Source organism: Novosphingopyxis sp. (genome assembly GCF_965218915.1).
In the GTDB taxonomy this organism is placed as follows: Bacteria; Pseudomonadota; Alphaproteobacteria; order Sphingomonadales; family Sphingomonadaceae; genus Novosphingopyxis.
Genome location: NZ_OZ244708.1, coordinates 697,674 through 713,564 on the forward strand (window position 1 = coordinate 697,674; position 15,891 = coordinate 713,564).

Below are 15,891 nucleotides of genomic sequence, written 5' to 3' on the forward strand. Positions count from 1 at the left end.
CGTGACCGCTGCCAGCGGATCGAGCGAGCACGCCGCTGTCGAAACATCGGCGCGCCGGCGGCTGTGGCAGCCGATCGTGCTCAGCGTCATGCTGGCGCTGTTGCTGGCGATAACATGCGGCGTCATCTGGCTCGACAGCGCGCCGGGCCATCGCTGGATCGCCGCAAGGATTTCGGCGGGCGAGCAGGCGAACGGGCTGAGGGTCGGCATCGATCGGATCGACGGGTCGATCTACAGCAACACCGTGCTGCGCGGCGTCTCACTCAGCGATCCGAAGGGCCTGTTCTTTACCGCCAGGCGCGTCGATCTCGACTGGTTCCCCTTGGTCTTCCTGAGCAATCGGCTCTCGATCGACCGGCTCGCGGTGCATCGTTCCGAATTGCTGCGCAAGCCCCAGCCGAAGCCGACAGGCGGACCGTTATTGCCCGATTTCGATATCTATATCGGTGCCTTTTCTTTCCCTGACATCCGCATCGACGCGGCGGTGGCGGGCCGCGAACAGATCGCCGAACTGCGCGGCAACGCCGAAATCCGCGACAACCAGCTGCGCGCGATGTTGACCGGCGTGGTGGCGGGCAGCGGTGACAGCATCGATGTGACTATCGACATCGATCCCGATGAAGAGCGGTTCGCACTGGAAGGCGATCTGCTCGCGCCCAAAGACGGGGTCGTCGCCGCGCTCCTGGGGTTCGATAACGGGCTTTCGGTTCAGCTGCAGGGCAAGGGCGGCTGGCGGCGCTGGAATGGACAGCTCAAGGCCAATTCGGGCGGCGCGGCGCTGGCCGACCTCACCCTCGGCGCGCGTTCTGGCTATTACAGTGTCATGGGTTCGGTGGAGGCCGATCGGCTGGTGAACGGCGCGCTGGCGCGGCTCTCGGCGCCCACGCTTTCGGTCGATCTGGCCGGCCGGGTGGAGGACGGCATCTGGACCGGGCGCGGACAGTTGTCCTCGCGCGCGGTTCGGCTCGCGCTGAACGGCGGCTACGATCTGCGCGAAGGCGGGTTCGATGCGATGCGCGCGGACATGCATATTCTCGACCCGGCGGCGCTGTCGCCCGATTTCAAGGCCGGCAATCTGCGCGTGCTCGCCCGGCTCGACGGACCGCCCAGAGGCCTGCGTTTCGATTACCGCATCGCTGCCGACGATCTGTTCATCGGCAAGGCGCAACTGTTCAACATCCGGGCAAGCGGAGACGGGCGGCTGGTCAATGGCGTGGGCATGTTGCCGATCAGGCTTCAGGCGGGATTGCTCGACGGGCTCGGATCGCTTGGCGAACGCCTGTTCTCCGATCTGACCGCCGAAGGGCGGCTGCGGCTCGCGGGCAGCCGACTGCGTGGAGACGACCTCGCCGTCACGACCCGCAGCTTCCGTGGCCGCGCCGATGTCGATGTGGCGCTGAACCGGCGCGATTATCTGGTGCGGCTGGTCGGGCGCGCCGACAATTTCGCGCTCGACGGACTGGGCCTGGTCGATATCGGCGCCGATCTCGATCTGTCGCCGGGCGCGGGCGGCAAGTTGACCATCGCCGGCGATATCGATGCGGTTACGCGGCGGTTCGATAATGCGTTCCTGCGCGATCTTGCCGGTGGCCAGCCGAGGCTGCGCACGAAGCTGATCCGCGGCGTCGACGGGCTGTTCCGCTTCCCGGATTTCACCGTCACCGCGCCGCTGCTGAACTTCACCGGCGGGGGCCTGCGCAACCGGGACGGCACCTTCGATATCAAGGGCGTGGGCAGCCATCAGCGCTGGGGCCGGTTCGACATGGCGCTGGTCGGGCGGATCGAGCGGCCGCGGCTGGTGCTCGATCTCGACAGCCCGTTCGATACCGCCAAGCTCGCCAATGTCCGGCTGGTGCTCGATCCGACCGACAGCGGCTTCGCCTATCGGGCCGAGGGCGGCTCGGTCCTCGGGCCGTTCAGCAGCAGCGGCAATATTCTCTTGCCCAAAGGCAGCGGCGCGTTGTTCGACATTGAACGGTTGGTTGCCGCCGACACAGTTGCGCGCGGGCGGTTGCGTCCGGAAAATGGCGGCCTGACCGGAAGCCTGGCGGTCGGCGGCGGCGGCGTGAACGGCAATTTGCGGCTCATCGGTCAGCCTGGCGGACAGCGCATCCAGGGGTCGTTCGGAGCGAAGAACGCACGGTTCGGCAATGGCGGTGATCTCATGGTGCGCACCGCCGACGGCACGATCGATGCCTTCTTCACCGAGGGCCGCTCGGATGTCGACGCCACCTTGCGCGCACAAGGCATCAGCCAAGGCAATTTCGTGCTCGGAACGCTGGATGCCCGCGCGAAAATCGTCAACGGCTCGGGCAATGTCGCGGCCAAGCTGGCGGGCACGCGCGGCAGCCGCTTCGCCTTCGACGCGCGCGCGGCGGTTTCGCCCAGCCGCGTGTCGGTTACCGGATCGGGCGCTTACCGCCGCCAGCCTATCCGGCTCGGCGGACCGGCGGTGTTCGTCCGAAGCGACGGCGGATGGCGGCTGCGCCCCGCATCGCTGAGCTATGGCGGCGGCACACTGCGCGCGTCCGGCCGCTTTGGCGGTGGCGCCAATGCTATCGATCTGAGACTGAACGATATGCCGCTGGCGCTGCTCGACCTCGCCTATGCCGATTTGGGTCTCGGCGGCCGGGCCACCGGCACGCTCGATTATCAGGGCGGCGCGCAGCCGACCGGCAATGCCAAGCTGCGCGTGCGCGGGCTCAGCCGGTCCGGCCTGTTCGTCAGTTCGCGCCCGCTCGACATCGGCGTCAACGCCGCGCTGTCGCAAGGCAGCGCGGCGATGCGCGCGGTGGTACAGAATCGAGGCGCAACTGTCGGCCGGGTGCAGGCGCGCATATCCAATCTCCCGGCAAGCGGCACCATCACCGACCGCCTCTATCGCGGACGCCTGTTCGCGCAGGCGCGTTATTCGGGCGAGGCGGGCACCTTGTGGCGGCTGACCGACTTCGAACTGTTCGACCTGTCGGGACCGGTCGAACTCGGCGCCGATATCGGCGGCAGCCTGACCGATCCGGTGATCCGCGGCGTCGTGCGCACCGAGGGCGCGAAGCTGGAGAGCGGCGTGTCGGGCACGGTCGTCACCGGCATCGCGGCGCAGGGGCGGTTTAATGGATCGCGCCTGCTGATCGGCCAGCTCAGCGGCAAGGTCGGGCGCGGCAAGGTGACCGGCGCGGGCAGTTTCGACTTTTCCGGCGGGCGGGGCGTGGCGATCGACCTCGATCTTGCCGCCGACAATGCCGAGCTGATCGACCGCGAGGATTTCGCGGCGACGGTGACCGGGCCGCTCAAGATCAAGTCGAGTGGGCAGGGCGGCACCATTTCGGGCAAGGTCCTGATCAACGAAAGCCGCTTCACCTTGGGCAATGCCGAAGCGCGCGAGCAACTGCCCGAGCTCGCCGTGCGCGAAGTCAACCGCCCGGCCGACGACAGTGTGACCCGCCAGCGCGGCGGCGAATGGCGCTTCGCGATCGACGCGCGCGCCCCCGACGAGATCGCGGTGACCGGACTCGGCCTCGACAGCGAATGGCAGGGCGATTTCCAGCTCTCCGGCCTGGTGAACGCACCGGTGATCCAGGGGCAGGCCGAGCTGATCCGGGGCGATTACGAGTTTGCCGGCCGCGAATTTCGCCTGTCGCGCGGGTTCATCCGCTTCCGTGGCGACAGCCCGCCCGATCCGTCGCTGGATATCGTCGCGCTGGCCGATACCGGTGATATCAACGCCACGATCAACGTCACCGGCACCGGGCAGAAGCCTGAAATCCGCTTCGCCAGCGTGCCCGCTTTGCCCGAGGAGGAACTGCTCGCGCGGCTGCTGTTCGGATCGTCGGTCACCAATTTGAGCGCGCCCGAGGCGGTGCAGCTGGCGAGCGCGGTGGCGGGGCTGCGCAGCGGCGGCGGGCTCGATCCGATCAACGCGGTGCGCCGCGCCGCCGGGCTCGACCGTCTTCGCATATTGCCGGCCGATACCGAGACCGGGCAGGGCACCAGCCTGGCGGCGGGCAAATATCTGACGCGGCGCACCTATGTCGAGCTGATCACCGACGGGCGCGGCTATTCGGCGACGCGGGTCGAGTTCCAGATCACGCGCTGGCTCAGCCTGCTGTCGAGCATCTCGACGATCGGCCGGCAGAGCGTCAACGCGCGCGTATCGAAGGATTATTGAGCCGCGATCATCGCGAAGAAGGTGGTGTTGTCGGCGCTGTCCTGGACATCGCGCGCCAGCATGGTGAGCCCGTGGATTTCCGCGGCGCGCGCCGAGGCCAGCACGGCGATGGCCGGATCGCCCATCTCCGCCAATCGGTGCGCCGCGATCGCGGTGTTGCGCGATTCCTCCGCCTGGAAGCCGTGCAGGGCGATGAAACATCGACATTCGCGGATCGCCATCGGGTGGCTGCGCACCAGGCGGATGGCGTCGAGCGTCGATCCGGGCAGGCCCAGGCAGTGCATGGCCACCGGCAGCGGATGGTGTGACAAGATGCGGACCTTCTTGCCCGCCAGCATTTCCAGCGCGCCCGGGACAAGCCCGGCATTGCTGTTTTCGACCGGCACCATGCCGCGCGCGAACCGCCCGGCGGCAACCGCGTCGGCGACCAGTTCGAAGCTTTCGTGCGGCACCGGCTCCCAGCCCGGTAGCGCGCTCAGACACGCCATTTCGCCGAATGCGCCGGGCTCGCCCTGATAGGCGACCTTGCTGGTCATGGCGGCGGCTTTCAGGCGGCGTCGGAGAGGGATTGAACCGCGCTGAGATCGGTCAGGCACAGGCGCCATTCGCCGGCGCTCGCCAGCGGACAGATCGGCTCGCCCTTGACCACGCGTGCGAGCAGTTCGTCCGCGCCGACCACGCAATAGCGGCGGTCCTCGGGCACGTGGCTGCCGTGGAGCCGCCCCACGACCACCGCGGTCACCCAGCCGCCTTCCTCGCGCAGCGCGTCGAAGATGACGAGGTCGGGATCGCTGGCCAGCGCAATCCACCAGTCGGCCTTCGGGTTGAGTTCGATGATCGCAATGGTTTCGCGCGTGCGGGCGCGCTCCAGCGCGGCCTCGGGCCTGGCCACTTCGACCATCGGTGCAACGGTGCCGAAGCGGCGGCGCGCCTGATCGGCGACATGCATGCGGCGTTCGTCGGCGCACAGCGCCAGCTCGGTACTGCGCTGCGACTGGAGGTTGAGGCTCATCAGCTCGCGCCAGATCGCCGATACGCTGGCGTCCGGAATAGCGCGCGTGTTGCCGCTGAGCCGTTCGATCAGCTCGCGTTCGCGCCGCGGCCGGATCATGAGATGCCGGTCGTCCTCGGCGGTCTTGGCGGCGGCGATCGACTTCGACAGCGCCAGGCGCTTCTCGACGAGATCGAGCAGGGCGTCGTCGAGCGCGTCGATTTCCTCGCGCAGTTTCTCGATTGGACGCGGAGCGGCGGATTTGGAAATTTTGTCGGTCATGAAAGATCTCTCGGATTCGTCGCGGCATGGAGCGCCGCTGTCAGCAGGATGCGCCCGGCTGGGCGGGCGCCGCAATCGGGGCCGATACGCCTCAGTAAGCGTACCGGCTGCCAAACGAGCCGAGATAATAGAAGAAGCGCGCCCCGGCCGAGGTGGGAAGATCGATGTCCCGTCCATTGGTCATGACTATAAGCTCCTTCACGCGCGTCATTGCGCGTTGCGCCGAGGTGACAGCGCGCGAGCGATAAGTCAACCATGCGCGTGCGGCATCATGGAAGACATAAAATTGCGTCCGCCCGCTGTGGGACGCAAGCGGCAGCGATAAACACAGAGGTTGCCTGCCCGTGCGAAAACAGGGGGATAAGGGACGCTTTTCTCCCCGCCCCTCCAGGGGAGGGGCCGGGGGTGGGGACTGTCGATGAAGCGCCACGTTTCGGGAGAGCCCCCACCCCTAAACCCTCCCCTGAAAGGGAGGGGGACGGCATGGCGCTGCAACTGCTGCCCTCCTCTCCAGGCGGGAGAGGGGGTTTTACATTTCAGGCGCCGACGAGCGTCTTCACCTCCATGAAGTCGCGCAGGCCGTAGGCGCCATATTCGCGGCCGTTGCCGGATTGCTTGTAGCCGCCGAACGGCGCGTTGCCGTCCGGGCCCCAGCCGTTGACCGTCACCAGCCCGGCGCGCAGTCGCGCCGCCACGGGCCGGGCCTGTTCGGGATCGCCGGAGATCGTCGCGGACAAACCATAGGCGGTGTCGTTGGCGAGGCGCACCGCCTCGTCGCCGTCGGAATAGGTGGTCACCGTCGCGACCGGGCCAAAGGTCTCTTCCTTGAAGATACGCATCTCGGGCGTCACGTCGCCGAACGCGGTCGGACGGACATAATAGCCGCGGTTGACGCCCTCGGGCAGGCCCGGGCCGCCCGCGAGCAAGGTTGCGCCCTCGTCGATCGCGCTTTCGATCAGCTCCTGGATCTTGTCGTACTGCGCCCGGTTGACGACGGGGCCGAGATGCATGCCCTCGTCCGACGGATCGCCGACCTGGACCTGGCCGAACAGGGCCTTCACGAACGCTTCGGTCTCCGCTTTCTGGCTGTCGTGCACCAGAATGCGCGTCGGCGCGATGCAGCTCTGCCCGCTATTGGCGAGGATGCCCTGCAGCGTCGGGGGTAGCACCTCGTCGAGCTTGGCGCCCTCGAGCACCAAATTCGGCGCCTTACCGCCCAGCTCCTGGTGGACGCGCTTGACCGTGGGCGCGGCGGCGGTGGCGACCGCAATGCCGGCGCGGGTCGACCCCGTGAAGCTCACCATGTCGATATCGGGATGCGCAGCGATCGCCTCGCCGACGCCCGGGCCGTCGCCTTGCACCAGGTTGAACACGCCCGCGGGCACGCCAGCGGCCGCCATGATCTCGGCCAGGATCACCGCGTTGGACGGGCATTCCTCGGAGGGTTTGAGCACCATGGTGTTGCCCGCCGCGATGCACGGCGCGACCTTGGCGGCGATCTGGTTGACCGGCCAGTTCCACGGCGTGATCAGCCCGACGACGCCGATCGCCTCGTGCAGCACGCGGGTCTTGCCGACCCGTTCCTCGAAGGCGAAATCCTTCAGCGCCTTGGCGGCGGACAGGAAATGACCGAGCCCGGCCGGCGCCTGCGCGGCGGCGCTGAAGCTGATCGGCGCGCCCATTTCCTCGCTGATCGCGGTGGCCATGTCGCCCATGCGGTTCTTGTACTCGTCGGCGATGCGCTGGAGCAGCGCGAGCCGCTCCTCCACGCCGGTCTGCGAAAAGCTCTCGAACGCCAGCCTCGCCGCTTTCACGGCCTTGTCGACATCGGCCCTGGTGCCCAGCGTGATGGCGCTCGCGGCTTCCTCGGTCGCCGGGTTGATCACCGCGTGGCGCTGGCCGCCTTCGCTTGTCACCCATTGGCCGTCGATAAACTGTTTCAGATGTTCGCGCATCGCTGTTCCTTCGGTGAATCCAGGCCTTTCATATGCGCGGTATGGCGATTTAAACAATGGCCGCCGCAAATGATGATCCGAGCGGGCCGATGGCGCGCATGCGCCGGATGCGGCTTGCAGAACGGGATGCCTCCCGCGCTCCCGCAACTGGTGCCGGCCGACATTGCCAGCCATTCCCCCGGCTCCGCATCGTCTTGGAGCTATTTCCTTGGCGGGGGAATTATCGCCTTTCCTACGCATCCATATTCATGATATGTTCCTTGCTCGCCGATTATGGAGACCGATGATGGATTCGCCTGCTTTTCGCATCTTTGCCGCTCCCTCGCATTATTTCCGGTGGCAGGCGTGGAATGTCGGACCGGTTCGTGCGGGAAGCGAGAAGGGGGGGACGTATCGCGCCCTTTGTGACCTTCCGCTCGCAACAACGCGCTTTCGTTCGCGCAAGGCCTTTGCCCGAACGGTTGGTCCGGCTCGGCTGCACGGATCGGGTCCGGAGCTCGCAACGACGAATTCTTTTGCCATGACGGCACGTGAAAGGGGGCGCGAATTCAAAGACCGACCCACCGGGGAGCGCTGCCTGGTGGAACCCCGAGCGTTCCCGTGCGCTCGCTTCATGGTGGCGGCGTATCCTCAGAAACGGTGCGCCGTGATACAGGAGGAAGCCCATGCATTTCATCAGCAAGTTCGCCGCGCTCATCGCGCGCATATTGATTTCGCCCTTGTTCATCCTCGCCGGGCTCGGCAAGTTTCGCGACATTGCGGGCACGGATACAGCCATCCAGGCGGCGGGTCTGCCCGCGGGTTTGGCGGTTCCTACCGCCACGTTTGAAATCGTCGTGGGACTTTTGCTTCTGCTGGGACTTTTCACCAGATTGAGCGCTATTCTGCTGGCGGGATTTTGCGTCGTCACGGCTTTGTTCTTCCATCACAATTTTCCCGATCAAGCGCCGGAATTCCTGAAGAACCTCGCCATCGCCGGCGGCCTGATCATGATCTTCTCCTACGGAAACGTCAGTCACGGGCTCGACCGGATGCGCGGCAAGCGCGATCGCGAACGCGATCTGCACGAGGCCGAGCTGGAGGAGCATCGCGAGCGCGAGGCGGCACGCAAGCGCGGCGATTTCGATGTCGCGACGCGGCCTGATAACCGGATATGAGCGAACGTGAATTCGATATCGTGGTTTATGGGGCGAGCGGTTTTACCGGCCGGCTCGTCGCCGAATATCTGGTGCAGGCGCATGGCGCGAGCGATTTGAAATGGGCGATGGCGGGCCGCAGCCTGTCCAGGCTAGAGGCGGTCAGGGACGCAATCGGCGCGCCCGCCGACACGGTGCTTATCACCGCCGATGCCGCCGATCCCGCATCGCTCGGGGCGATGTGCAAGCGGACCAGCGTCGTGATCACCACCGTCGGCCCCTATCAGCTTTACGGGAATGAGCTGGTTGCGGCCTGCGCGGCGACAGGCACCGATTATTGCGATCTGTGCGGTGAGCCCGCCTGGATGCGCGAGCAGATCGACCTCCACGGCGCTGCCGCGGCAAGATCGGGCGCGCGGATCGTCTTTTCCTGCGGCTTCGATTCGATTCCCTTCGATCTGGGCGTGCTGATGCTGCAGCACGATGCGCGGGCCGCGCATGGCGCGCCCGCACCGCGCGTGAAGGGCCGGGTGCGTGCGATGGAGGGCGGCTTTTCCGGCGGCACCGCGGCGAGCATGAAGGCGACGATGGCGGCGGCGGCGAAAGATCCGAAAGTGATCAAGCGGCTCACCGATCCTTTCTCGCTCACGCCCGGTTTCGACGGGCCGGACCAGCCCGCGGGGCTGCTACCGCATATCGACGATGCGCTCGACAGCTGGGTCGCGCCGTTCATCATGGCGGCGATCAACACCAAGAACGTGCACCGTACCAACCAGCTGCTCGGCCATCCCTATGGCGAGGATTTTCGCTACGACGAAATGGTGGTCACCAGCCCCGGCGAGATGGGCAGGCAGGCCGCCGAGATGATGGCCAAGGTCAACCCGTTGGCGGGCGACAAAGGCCCCAGGCCCGGCGAGGGGCCGAGCAAGCAGGAGCGCGACGACGGATACTATGATCTGCTGTTCATCGGCGAATATCCGGACGGCCGCTCGCTGCGCTACGGCGTGAAGGGGGACCGCGATCCCGGCTATGGCTCGACCAGCCGGATGATCGCCGAGACCGCGATCCTGCTGTCCGAGCGGCCGCAGGACGGTGATGGCGGCGTGTGGACGCCGGGCGCGCTGCTCGGCCAAGCGCTGGCCGAGCGTCTTCAACAGCGCGCGGGTCTGACCTTCGCGGCGGAATGACCGGTCAATCCCGGGTTCAGCGGCCCCTGGTTACGGTGGCCTCTTGTCGCCATGCTCTTGTTAAAGCGGCCCCGAACAACGATTTGAACTGATCCATGGTCCTGAAACTTCTCAAGCGAAAAGCCGCTAGGTCCGCGCGCGGATCGGTACCGTCCATCCCGGAAGGGCGGCGGGTTTATGCCATCGGCGACATCCACGGATGCGCCGACCTGTTCGATGCGTTGCTTGCGCGGATCGAGGAGGATGTCGCCGCGCGCAGGCCCGCCGAAATCACGCTCGTCCTGCTCGGCGATCTGGTCGATCGGGGACCGGACTCCCGGGCGGTGATCGAGCGGGCGATGCAGCTGGAGGCGTCGGGCGGCGACGTGCGCTTTCTCGCGGGCAATCACGAGGAGGTGTTTCTCGAGGCGGTGACCAGGCCGTCGCGCGAGACGTCCCGGTTCTTCTATCGCATCGGCGGGCGCGAGACGGTGCTGAGCTACGGGCTGAGCGAGCGGGAGATGATCGATATCGATCATGGCGCGCTCGCTGCGCGGCTGCCGGGCATGGTGCCGCCGGAACATGTGGCGTTCCTGCAGCGCTTCGAGGATCAGATCGAGATCGGTGACTATCTGTTCGTCCATGCCGGGGTGAAGCCGAACGTGCCGCTGGATCAGCAGAAGCAGCGCCATCTGCGCTGGATCCGCGAGGAGTTTCTCGATCACGAGGGCGATCTCGGCAAGATCGTCGTGCACGGGCACACCGTGAGCGAAGCGGTCGAGCAGCGCGGTCACCGCATCGGCATCGACACCGGTGCCTGGGCGAGCGGCGTGCTCACCGCGGTCGCGCTGGAGGGCCGCGAACGCTGGTTCATCGATACCGCCGAGAGCGTGTGAACCTGTCCCGGACGTAAAAAGGCGGCGCTTCGGCGCCGCCTTTCAGGGGTGGTATGAAGCGATTTGCAGGCAGATCAGGCGGCGCGGGAGCGCTCCTTGCCGTCCTCGTCGATATCGCGCAGCACATAGCCGCGGCCCCAGACGGTCTCGATATAGTTCTCGCCCTCGCAGGCCAGGCTCAGCTTCTTGCGCAGCTTGCAGATGAACACGTCGATGATCTTGAGTTCGGGCTCGTCCATCCCGCCATAGAGGTGGTTCAGGAACATTTCCTTGGTCAGCGTGGTGCCCTTGCGAAGCGAGAGCAGCTCGAGCATCGCATATTCCTTGCCGGTCAGATGCACGCGGTTTCCGTCCACCTCGACGGTCTTGGCATCCAGATTGACGGCCAGCTTGCCGGTGCGGATGACCGACTGCGAATGGCCCTTGGAACGGCGCACCACGGCATGGATGCGCGCGATCAGTTCCTCGCGGTGAAAGGGTTTCGTCACGTAATCGTCGGCGCCGAAGCCGAAGCTGCGCACCTTCGAGTCCATCTCGCTGATCCCTGAAAGGATCAGCACCGGCGTCTGTACCTTGGCGACGCGCAGTTTCTTGAGCACGTCATAGCCGTGCATGTCGGGCAGGTTGAGATCGAGGCAGATGATATCGTAATCGTACAGCTTGCCCAGATCGAGGCCCTCTTCGCCGAGATCGGTCGTGTAGACGTTGAAGCCCTCGGTCGCGAGCATCATCTCGATGGCCTTGGCGGTCGTCGGTTCGTCTTCGATCAGAAGTACACGCATCAGGTCGCCCCTTTTGATTCGTCCAGTCCGCACGCCCGGCTCCCAGCTGTTCCGGGCGCTTGCCGACTTCATTAACCATCCGACAAATGAATGCAAAAGGTTAATAGACCGTAAACCGGCCTGACTCCACGAGTCGCTGGCGATGATCGAGCGTCCGATCTTGGAAAAGAGCGCGCGCTTTCAGAGTTTCGGCAGGGTTACGCCGCGCTGCCCCATATATTTGCCCGCGCGGTCGGCATAGCTGGTCTCGCAAGGCTGCTCGCCCTTGAGGAACAGGAACTGGCACGCGCCCTCATTGGCGTAGACCTTGGCCGGCAGCGGCGTGGTGTTCGAGAATTCCAGCGTGACATGGCCCTCCCAGCCGGGCTCGAGCGGCGTGACGTTGACGATGATCCCGCAGCGCGCATAGGTCGATTTACCAAGGCAGATCACCAGCACATCTCGGGGTATACGGAAATATTCGACCGTGCGGGCGAGCGCAAAGCTGTTGGGTGGGATGATGCAGCAATCGGTCTTGCGATCGACGAAGCTGTTCGAATCGAAATTCTTCGGATCGACCACCGCGCTGTCGACATTGGTGAAGATCTTGAAATCGTCGGCAACGCGCGCATCGTAACCATAGGAACTCAGTCCGTAGCTGATGCAGTTCTCGCGCCGCTGCGCCTCGACGAACGGCTCGATCATCGCATGGTTTTGCGCCTGTTCGCGAATCCAGATGTCGGAGAGTATGCTCATTAGTGAAACTTGCGTTCGTCGTTTTCGGCAACGATAACGGCATCACCGGAAACGGTTTCCCGATCAGTCATCATGGCCCCTCGGATGCTTCGCGGCGGCATCGTCGACCATTTCGCGCGTGATCCGATCATTTTCGGTTTTCGCATTCCCGTAGGCGAAGCTTCGGCGTTGCGCTTCCTTCTGCTCGTCAGTCGGTTTGATTTTGACGGCGCGGCGAATCAGTTTGTCGGTATCGGTCATGTGATATCCTGAAAGTTCAGCGGTATATCGAGCCGCTGGGCTGGCCCCGTCAAGCAAGGTTCGCAGGACCGAACGCATGGGGCAAGAGGGTGTCGATATCAAACGTCTGGAACTGGTCTCCATGTGCCCCTGTGCAGACGATGCGGATGTCCGCGCCACCTACGTCGCGCGCCTCGCGGATCAGCTGGCGGCAGCGGCCGCAGGGGGTGACGATCGCGCTCGGAAGGTCCGGCGAGGCGCCGATCGGTCCGCCGGCCACGGCGATGGCGCGGATGCGCTTGAACCCGCCATGGGTGTTCACCGTCGCCAAGGCCACCGCCTCGGCGCACAGCGACAGCCCGTAGCTGGCATTCTCGAAATTGCAGCCGCGCACGATCGTGCCGTTGTCGAGCTCGACCGCCGCGCCCACGGCGAAGCGGCTATAGGGAGCATAGGCGTTGCGCATCGCTTTGCGCGCCTCGACCACCAGCGCCAGATCGATCCCGGAAAAATCGCCGCTCATGGTCGCACCACCACCCACAGCCCGGGGCCATCGAGCCCGCTCACCATCCTGTTGTCGTTCGCCGTCCACATGACGAACGGTCTTGCCGCATAATCGGGTGGAAAGAAATCGCGATCCAGCCAGACGGTGCGATTCACCGCCGAACTGATGTCGTAAAGCGCCTCGAATTCCTTGCCCAGCTTGACGATCGCGGGCTTGCCGCTGTGGTTTTCGATCTGCGCGATTAGCGTGGCGAGTTCTGAGAGCACCACCGCGCGGCCTGGCCGGTCCTTGCAGCTGTCCAGGAAGCGCAGTTCGATGACCGGTGGCAGCATGTCCGGATCGCGCGGCACGTTGGTGATGAAATTGCCCGCCTGGTCGCCCGCCAGACGGCACAGATCGAAGCGGTGGACCGCGCCCACACGCACCTCCGCCGCTGTCGCCGCGGCGAGCCGCCTCTGGAAATCGGGATCGCGCGCTTCGCTGCCCGTGGTCGCCAGCAAATAGGCGAAATCGACGCCGGTCGCCCGCATGGTCGGCCAGGTGGCGCGTTCTTCGTGCGAATCGAGATAGACGCCCTGCACCGGATATTGCGCGCGCGGCGGTGCCCAGCGCGCGGCGGCGAACCACGCCGCCAGCGCGCCCGCGCCAAAGACGAGCAGCAGGATGATAAAGCCGAGCAGCTTGCCGCGCCGTCGCGCCACGTGAATTTCCCTTCGGTCCCAACCGGATTGCTGAAGGCCCGTTGGACCGATCGCATCAGCCCCTGATATGCAGGACGCAGATCAATGTGAACAGGCGGCGTGCGGTGGCGAAATCGATTTCGACCTTGCCCTCCAGCCGCTCCTTGAGCAGTTCCGCCGCCTCGTTATGCACGCCGCGCCGCGCCATATCGATGGTCTCGATCTCCTGCGCGGTGGCCTTGCGGATCGCCTGATAATAGCTGTCGCAGATCGCGAAATAATCGCGGATCGGACGGCGGAACCGGCCCAGCGCCAGGATCAGCGTTTCCAGGGGTTCGCCGTCGTCCCGCCGGATATCGAGCACCAGCCGCCCCTCGTTGACCGACAATTTCAGCTGAAACGGCCCGGCATAATCGCCCGGATAGGTCCGGCAGGGGGCGAAATGATTCTCTTCGATCAGATCGAAGATCGCGATCCGCCGTTCCTGCTCGATATCGGCATTGCGCCACAGAATCGTCGCCTCGTCGAGCTCGACCTTGATGATGCGCGGGTCCGCCATGGCGGCCACCGTTAGGCGATGGGCGCGTCGGGACAAGCGGTAATCTTTTGAGACCGTCGTCATGGCGAGGAGCCCGAAGGGCGACGCGGCAATCCAAAGCCGCCCACAGCGCTGCACCAACCCTGGGTTGCCCTTCGACTGCCTGCTTGCAGCAGCCGTTCAGGACAGGCTTCGTTGCCTGCGGCGCCTCGCAATGACGACGTAAGTTTCCACAGGGCTGTGCCCGGATATCTTTTGATCCCTCCCTTGCCCCTGCCCGGCCACTGGTCGACAAGGGCCGGATGGCGGAAGCGATCAGACTGGTGAGCGACGGTGCGCTGGACGGGGACGGCGGCGACGGCCCCACGCGCCTGCCGCACAATATCGAGGCGGAGGCCGCGCTGCTGGGCGCGCTGCTGCTCGACAACCGCGTCGCCGAGGACGTGCAGACCAAGCTGCAATCGCATCATTTTTTCGAGCCGCTGCACGGGCGCATCTACGAGCAGGTGCTGAAGCTGCTCGACCGCAATATGGTCGTCACCCCGGTCACGCTCAAACCGTTCTTCGAACAGGACGAGGCGCTCAAGGAAGTGGGCGGCACCGGCTATCTGGTGCGCCTGACCGAGAGCAATATCGGCCTCATCGGCGCGCGCAATTTCGCCGAGCAGATCTACGATCTCGCGCTGCTGCGCGAACTGGTGTCGGTCGGCCGGCACCTGGTCGAGAACGCGCTCGACACCAGCGAGGCGATCGACCCCAAGCAGCAGATCGAGGACGCCGAGAGCGCGCTCTACCAGGTCGCCGAGGGCGACGGCGAGAGCGGGCGGGCGACCGACTTCCTGACCGCCTCGACCGAGGCGATCAGGCTGGTCGAGCGCGCGCTGCAGGCGGGCGGAAACCTGTCCGGCACCACCACCGGGCTCGACAGCGTCAACCGCAAGATCGGCGGTCTGCATGCGAGCGATCTCACCATCCTCGCCGGCCGGCCGGGCATGGGCAAGACCGCGCTCGCCACCAATTTCGCGTTCAACGCGGCGAGCCGCTACATGCGCGACATGGCCGACGGGATCGAGGAGGCGCAGAGCGTCGGCGCCAAGGTCGCCTTCTTCAGTCTGGAAATGTCGGCCGATCAGCTCGCGACGCGGATCCTGGCCGAGCAATCGGGCATCTCGTCCGAGCATCTGCGCATGGGCAGGATCAGCCGCGAGGAGTTTCGCGAGCTGTCGCGCGCCGCCCGAGAGTTGCAGGACCTGCCGCTCTATATCGACGATACGCCGGGCCTCACCATCGCCGGCCTGCGCGCCCGCGCGCGGCGGCTGCAGCGCCGCCACGGCATCGGGCTGATCATCGTCGACTATCTGCAGCTGCTGCAGGGAACCGGCCGCGCGCAGGACAACCGAGTGAACGAAATCTCGGAAATCAGCCGCGGCCTCAAGATGCTGGCCAAGGAACTCAGCGTTCCGGTGCTGGCGCTATCGCAGCTCAGCCGCGCGGTCGAGCAGCGCGAGGACAAGCGCCCGCAGCTGTCGGACCTGCGCGAATCGGGTTCGATCGAGCAGGACGCGGACATCGTGATGTTCATTTTCCGCGCCGAATATTATCACGACGCGTTGCGCCCGGATGCGCCAAACCAGGACGGATCGAGCCCGCCCGATGTCGTCGAGAAATGGGCGCAATGGGAGGAGCGGCACCAGCAGATCGTCAACCGCGCCACGCTGATCGTCGCCAAGCAGCGCCACGGCTCGACCGGCAACGTCCCGCTGCATTTCCAGAGCGAGATCACCAAGTTCAGCGATCTGGCCGGCGATTATTATGAAGACGATTACGACTGATCGGTCGAT

Annotated in this window: 14 protein-coding genes; 5 read left to right on the plus strand and 9 right to left on the minus strand. The window is 65.5% G+C overall.

From position 1 onward, the window contains the following. The first annotated feature begins 1 nt into the window (after window position 1). Window positions 2–4,165 carry a translocation/assembly module TamB domain-containing protein gene (locus ACOQPC_RS03345; protein ID WP_420607251.1) on the plus strand — a complete coding sequence of 1,388 codons (4,164 nt, stop codon included), beginning with the start codon at window positions 2–4 and terminating at the stop codon, window positions 4,163–4,165. Here ACOQPC_RS03345 and ACOQPC_RS03350 read toward each other — a convergent pair. The 3 genes from ACOQPC_RS03350 to ACOQPC_RS03360 form a co-directional block, all read right to left on the minus strand. After that, window positions 4,159–4,701, minus strand: a complete 543-nt coding sequence (locus tag ACOQPC_RS03350; protein WP_420607252.1) for a prephenate dehydratase domain-containing protein — start codon at window positions 4,699–4,701, stop codon at window positions 4,159–4,161. The two genes, ACOQPC_RS03345 and ACOQPC_RS03350, sit on opposite strands and share 7 nt — an antisense overlap. 11 nt (window positions 4,702–4,712) lie before the next feature. After that, the gene (locus ACOQPC_RS03355) at window positions 4,713–5,438 is read right to left on the minus strand and encodes a chorismate mutase (RefSeq protein WP_420607253.1); all 726 of its coding nucleotides are present in this window, start codon (window positions 5,436–5,438) and stop codon (window positions 4,713–4,715) included. Window positions 5,439–5,974: 536 nt separating this feature from the next. Further along, window positions 5,975–7,393, minus strand: coding sequence for an aldehyde dehydrogenase family protein (locus ACOQPC_RS03360; protein ID WP_420607254.1), 1,419 nt, complete (start codon window positions 7,391–7,393; stop codon window positions 5,975–5,977). 665 nt (window positions 7,394–8,058) lie between these two features. Between ACOQPC_RS03360 and ACOQPC_RS03365 the strand changes: the two genes are divergently transcribed. From ACOQPC_RS03365 to ACOQPC_RS03375, 3 genes are all read left to right on the plus strand, one after another. Then, the gene (locus ACOQPC_RS03365) at window positions 8,059–8,550 is read left to right on the plus strand and encodes a DoxX family protein (RefSeq protein WP_420607255.1); all 492 of its coding nucleotides are present in this window, start codon (window positions 8,059–8,061) and stop codon (window positions 8,548–8,550) included. Next, window positions 8,547–9,716 carry a saccharopine dehydrogenase family protein gene (locus ACOQPC_RS03370; RefSeq protein ID WP_420607256.1) on the plus strand — a complete coding sequence of 390 codons (1,170 nt, stop codon included), beginning with the start codon at window positions 8,547–8,549 and terminating at the stop codon, window positions 9,714–9,716. Before ACOQPC_RS03365 ends, ACOQPC_RS03370 begins: the two co-directional genes overlap by 4 nt. 95 nt (window positions 9,717–9,811) lie before the next feature. Beyond that, the gene (locus tag ACOQPC_RS03375; RefSeq protein WP_420607257.1) at window positions 9,812–10,591 is read left to right on the plus strand and encodes a metallophosphoesterase family protein; all 780 of its coding nucleotides are present in this window, start codon (window positions 9,812–9,814) and stop codon (window positions 10,589–10,591) included. A 74-nt stretch (window positions 10,592–10,665) separates the two neighbouring features. Here the strand turns inward: ACOQPC_RS03375 and ctrA are convergent, their stop codons facing one another. From ctrA to ACOQPC_RS03405, 6 genes are all read right to left on the minus strand, one after another. Continuing rightward, complete coding sequence (gene ctrA / locus ACOQPC_RS03380; protein ID WP_420607258.1) at window positions 10,666–11,373, minus strand: response regulator transcription factor CtrA; 708 nt, start codon at window positions 11,371–11,373, stop codon at window positions 10,666–10,668. Window positions 11,374–11,553: 180 nt separating this feature from the next. Next, the gene (gene dcd, locus ACOQPC_RS03385; protein WP_420607259.1) at window positions 11,554–12,108 is read right to left on the minus strand and encodes a dCTP deaminase; all 555 of its coding nucleotides are present in this window, start codon (window positions 12,106–12,108) and stop codon (window positions 11,554–11,556) included. Window positions 12,109–12,171: 63 nt separating this feature from the next. Continuing rightward, window positions 12,172–12,348: a hypothetical protein gene (locus tag ACOQPC_RS03390; RefSeq protein WP_420607260.1), complete on the minus strand. Its 177-nt coding sequence runs from the start codon at window positions 12,346–12,348 to the stop codon at window positions 12,172–12,174. A gap of 49 nt (window positions 12,349–12,397) precedes the next feature. After that, on the minus strand, window positions 12,398–12,850 hold the full coding sequence (gene cdd / locus ACOQPC_RS03395; protein ID WP_420607261.1) for a cytidine deaminase: 453 nt from the start codon (window positions 12,848–12,850) through the stop codon (window positions 12,398–12,400). After that, the gene (locus tag ACOQPC_RS03400) at window positions 12,847–13,533 is read right to left on the minus strand and encodes a GH25 family lysozyme (RefSeq protein ID WP_420607262.1); all 687 of its coding nucleotides are present in this window, start codon (window positions 13,531–13,533) and stop codon (window positions 12,847–12,849) included. Before ACOQPC_RS03400 ends, cdd begins: the two co-directional genes overlap by 4 nt. Window positions 13,534–13,588: 55 nt before the next feature. Beyond that, window positions 13,589–14,071, minus strand: coding sequence for a UPF0262 family protein (locus ACOQPC_RS03405; RefSeq protein WP_420608057.1), 483 nt, complete (start codon window positions 14,069–14,071; stop codon window positions 13,589–13,591). A 281-nt stretch (window positions 14,072–14,352) separates the two neighbouring features. On the opposite strand from ACOQPC_RS03405, the gene ACOQPC_RS03410 reads away from it, so the two are divergent. Further along, complete coding sequence (locus tag ACOQPC_RS03410) at window positions 14,353–15,882, plus strand: replicative DNA helicase (RefSeq protein WP_420607263.1); 1,530 nt, start codon at window positions 14,353–14,355, stop codon at window positions 15,880–15,882. The last annotated feature ends 9 nt before the right edge of the window (window positions 15,883–15,891 follow it).

Bases quoted from the DNA above. Each gene is read 5' to 3' on its own strand.
- ACOQPC_RS03375 (WP_420607257.1), top strand. From the start codon at position 9,812: ATGGTCCTGAAACTTCTCAAGCGAAAAGCCGCTAGGTCCGCGCGCGGA.
- ACOQPC_RS03405 (WP_420608057.1), bottom strand. From the start codon at position 14,071: ATGGCGGACCCGCGCATCATCAAGGTCGAGCTCGACGAGGCGACGATT.
- ctrA (WP_420607258.1), bottom strand. From the start codon at position 11,373: ATGCGTGTACTTCTGATCGAAGACGAACCGACGACCGCCAAGGCCATC.
- ACOQPC_RS03360 (WP_420607254.1), bottom strand. From the start codon at position 7,393: ATGCGCGAACATCTGAAACAGTTTATCGACGGCCAATGGGTGACAAGC.
- dcd (WP_420607259.1), bottom strand. From the start codon at position 12,108: ATGAGCATACTCTCCGACATCTGGATTCGCGAACAGGCGCAAAACCAT.
- ACOQPC_RS03350 (WP_420607252.1), bottom strand. From the start codon at position 4,701: ATGACCAGCAAGGTCGCCTATCAGGGCGAGCCCGGCGCATTCGGCGAA.
- cdd (WP_420607261.1), bottom strand. From the start codon at position 12,850: ATGAGCGGCGATTTTTCCGGGATCGATCTGGCGCTGGTGGTCGAGGCG.
- ACOQPC_RS03365 (WP_420607255.1), top strand. From the start codon at position 8,059: ATGCATTTCATCAGCAAGTTCGCCGCGCTCATCGCGCGCATATTGATT.
- ACOQPC_RS03390 (WP_420607260.1), bottom strand. From the start codon at position 12,348: ATGACCGATACCGACAAACTGATTCGCCGCGCCGTCAAAATCAAACCG.
- ACOQPC_RS03355 (WP_420607253.1), bottom strand. From the start codon at position 5,438: ATGACCGACAAAATTTCCAAATCCGCCGCTCCGCGTCCAATCGAGAAA.
- ACOQPC_RS03370 (WP_420607256.1), top strand. From the start codon at position 8,547: ATGAGCGAACGTGAATTCGATATCGTGGTTTATGGGGCGAGCGGTTTT.
- ACOQPC_RS03410 (WP_420607263.1), top strand. From the start codon at position 14,353: ATGGCGGAAGCGATCAGACTGGTGAGCGACGGTGCGCTGGACGGGGAC.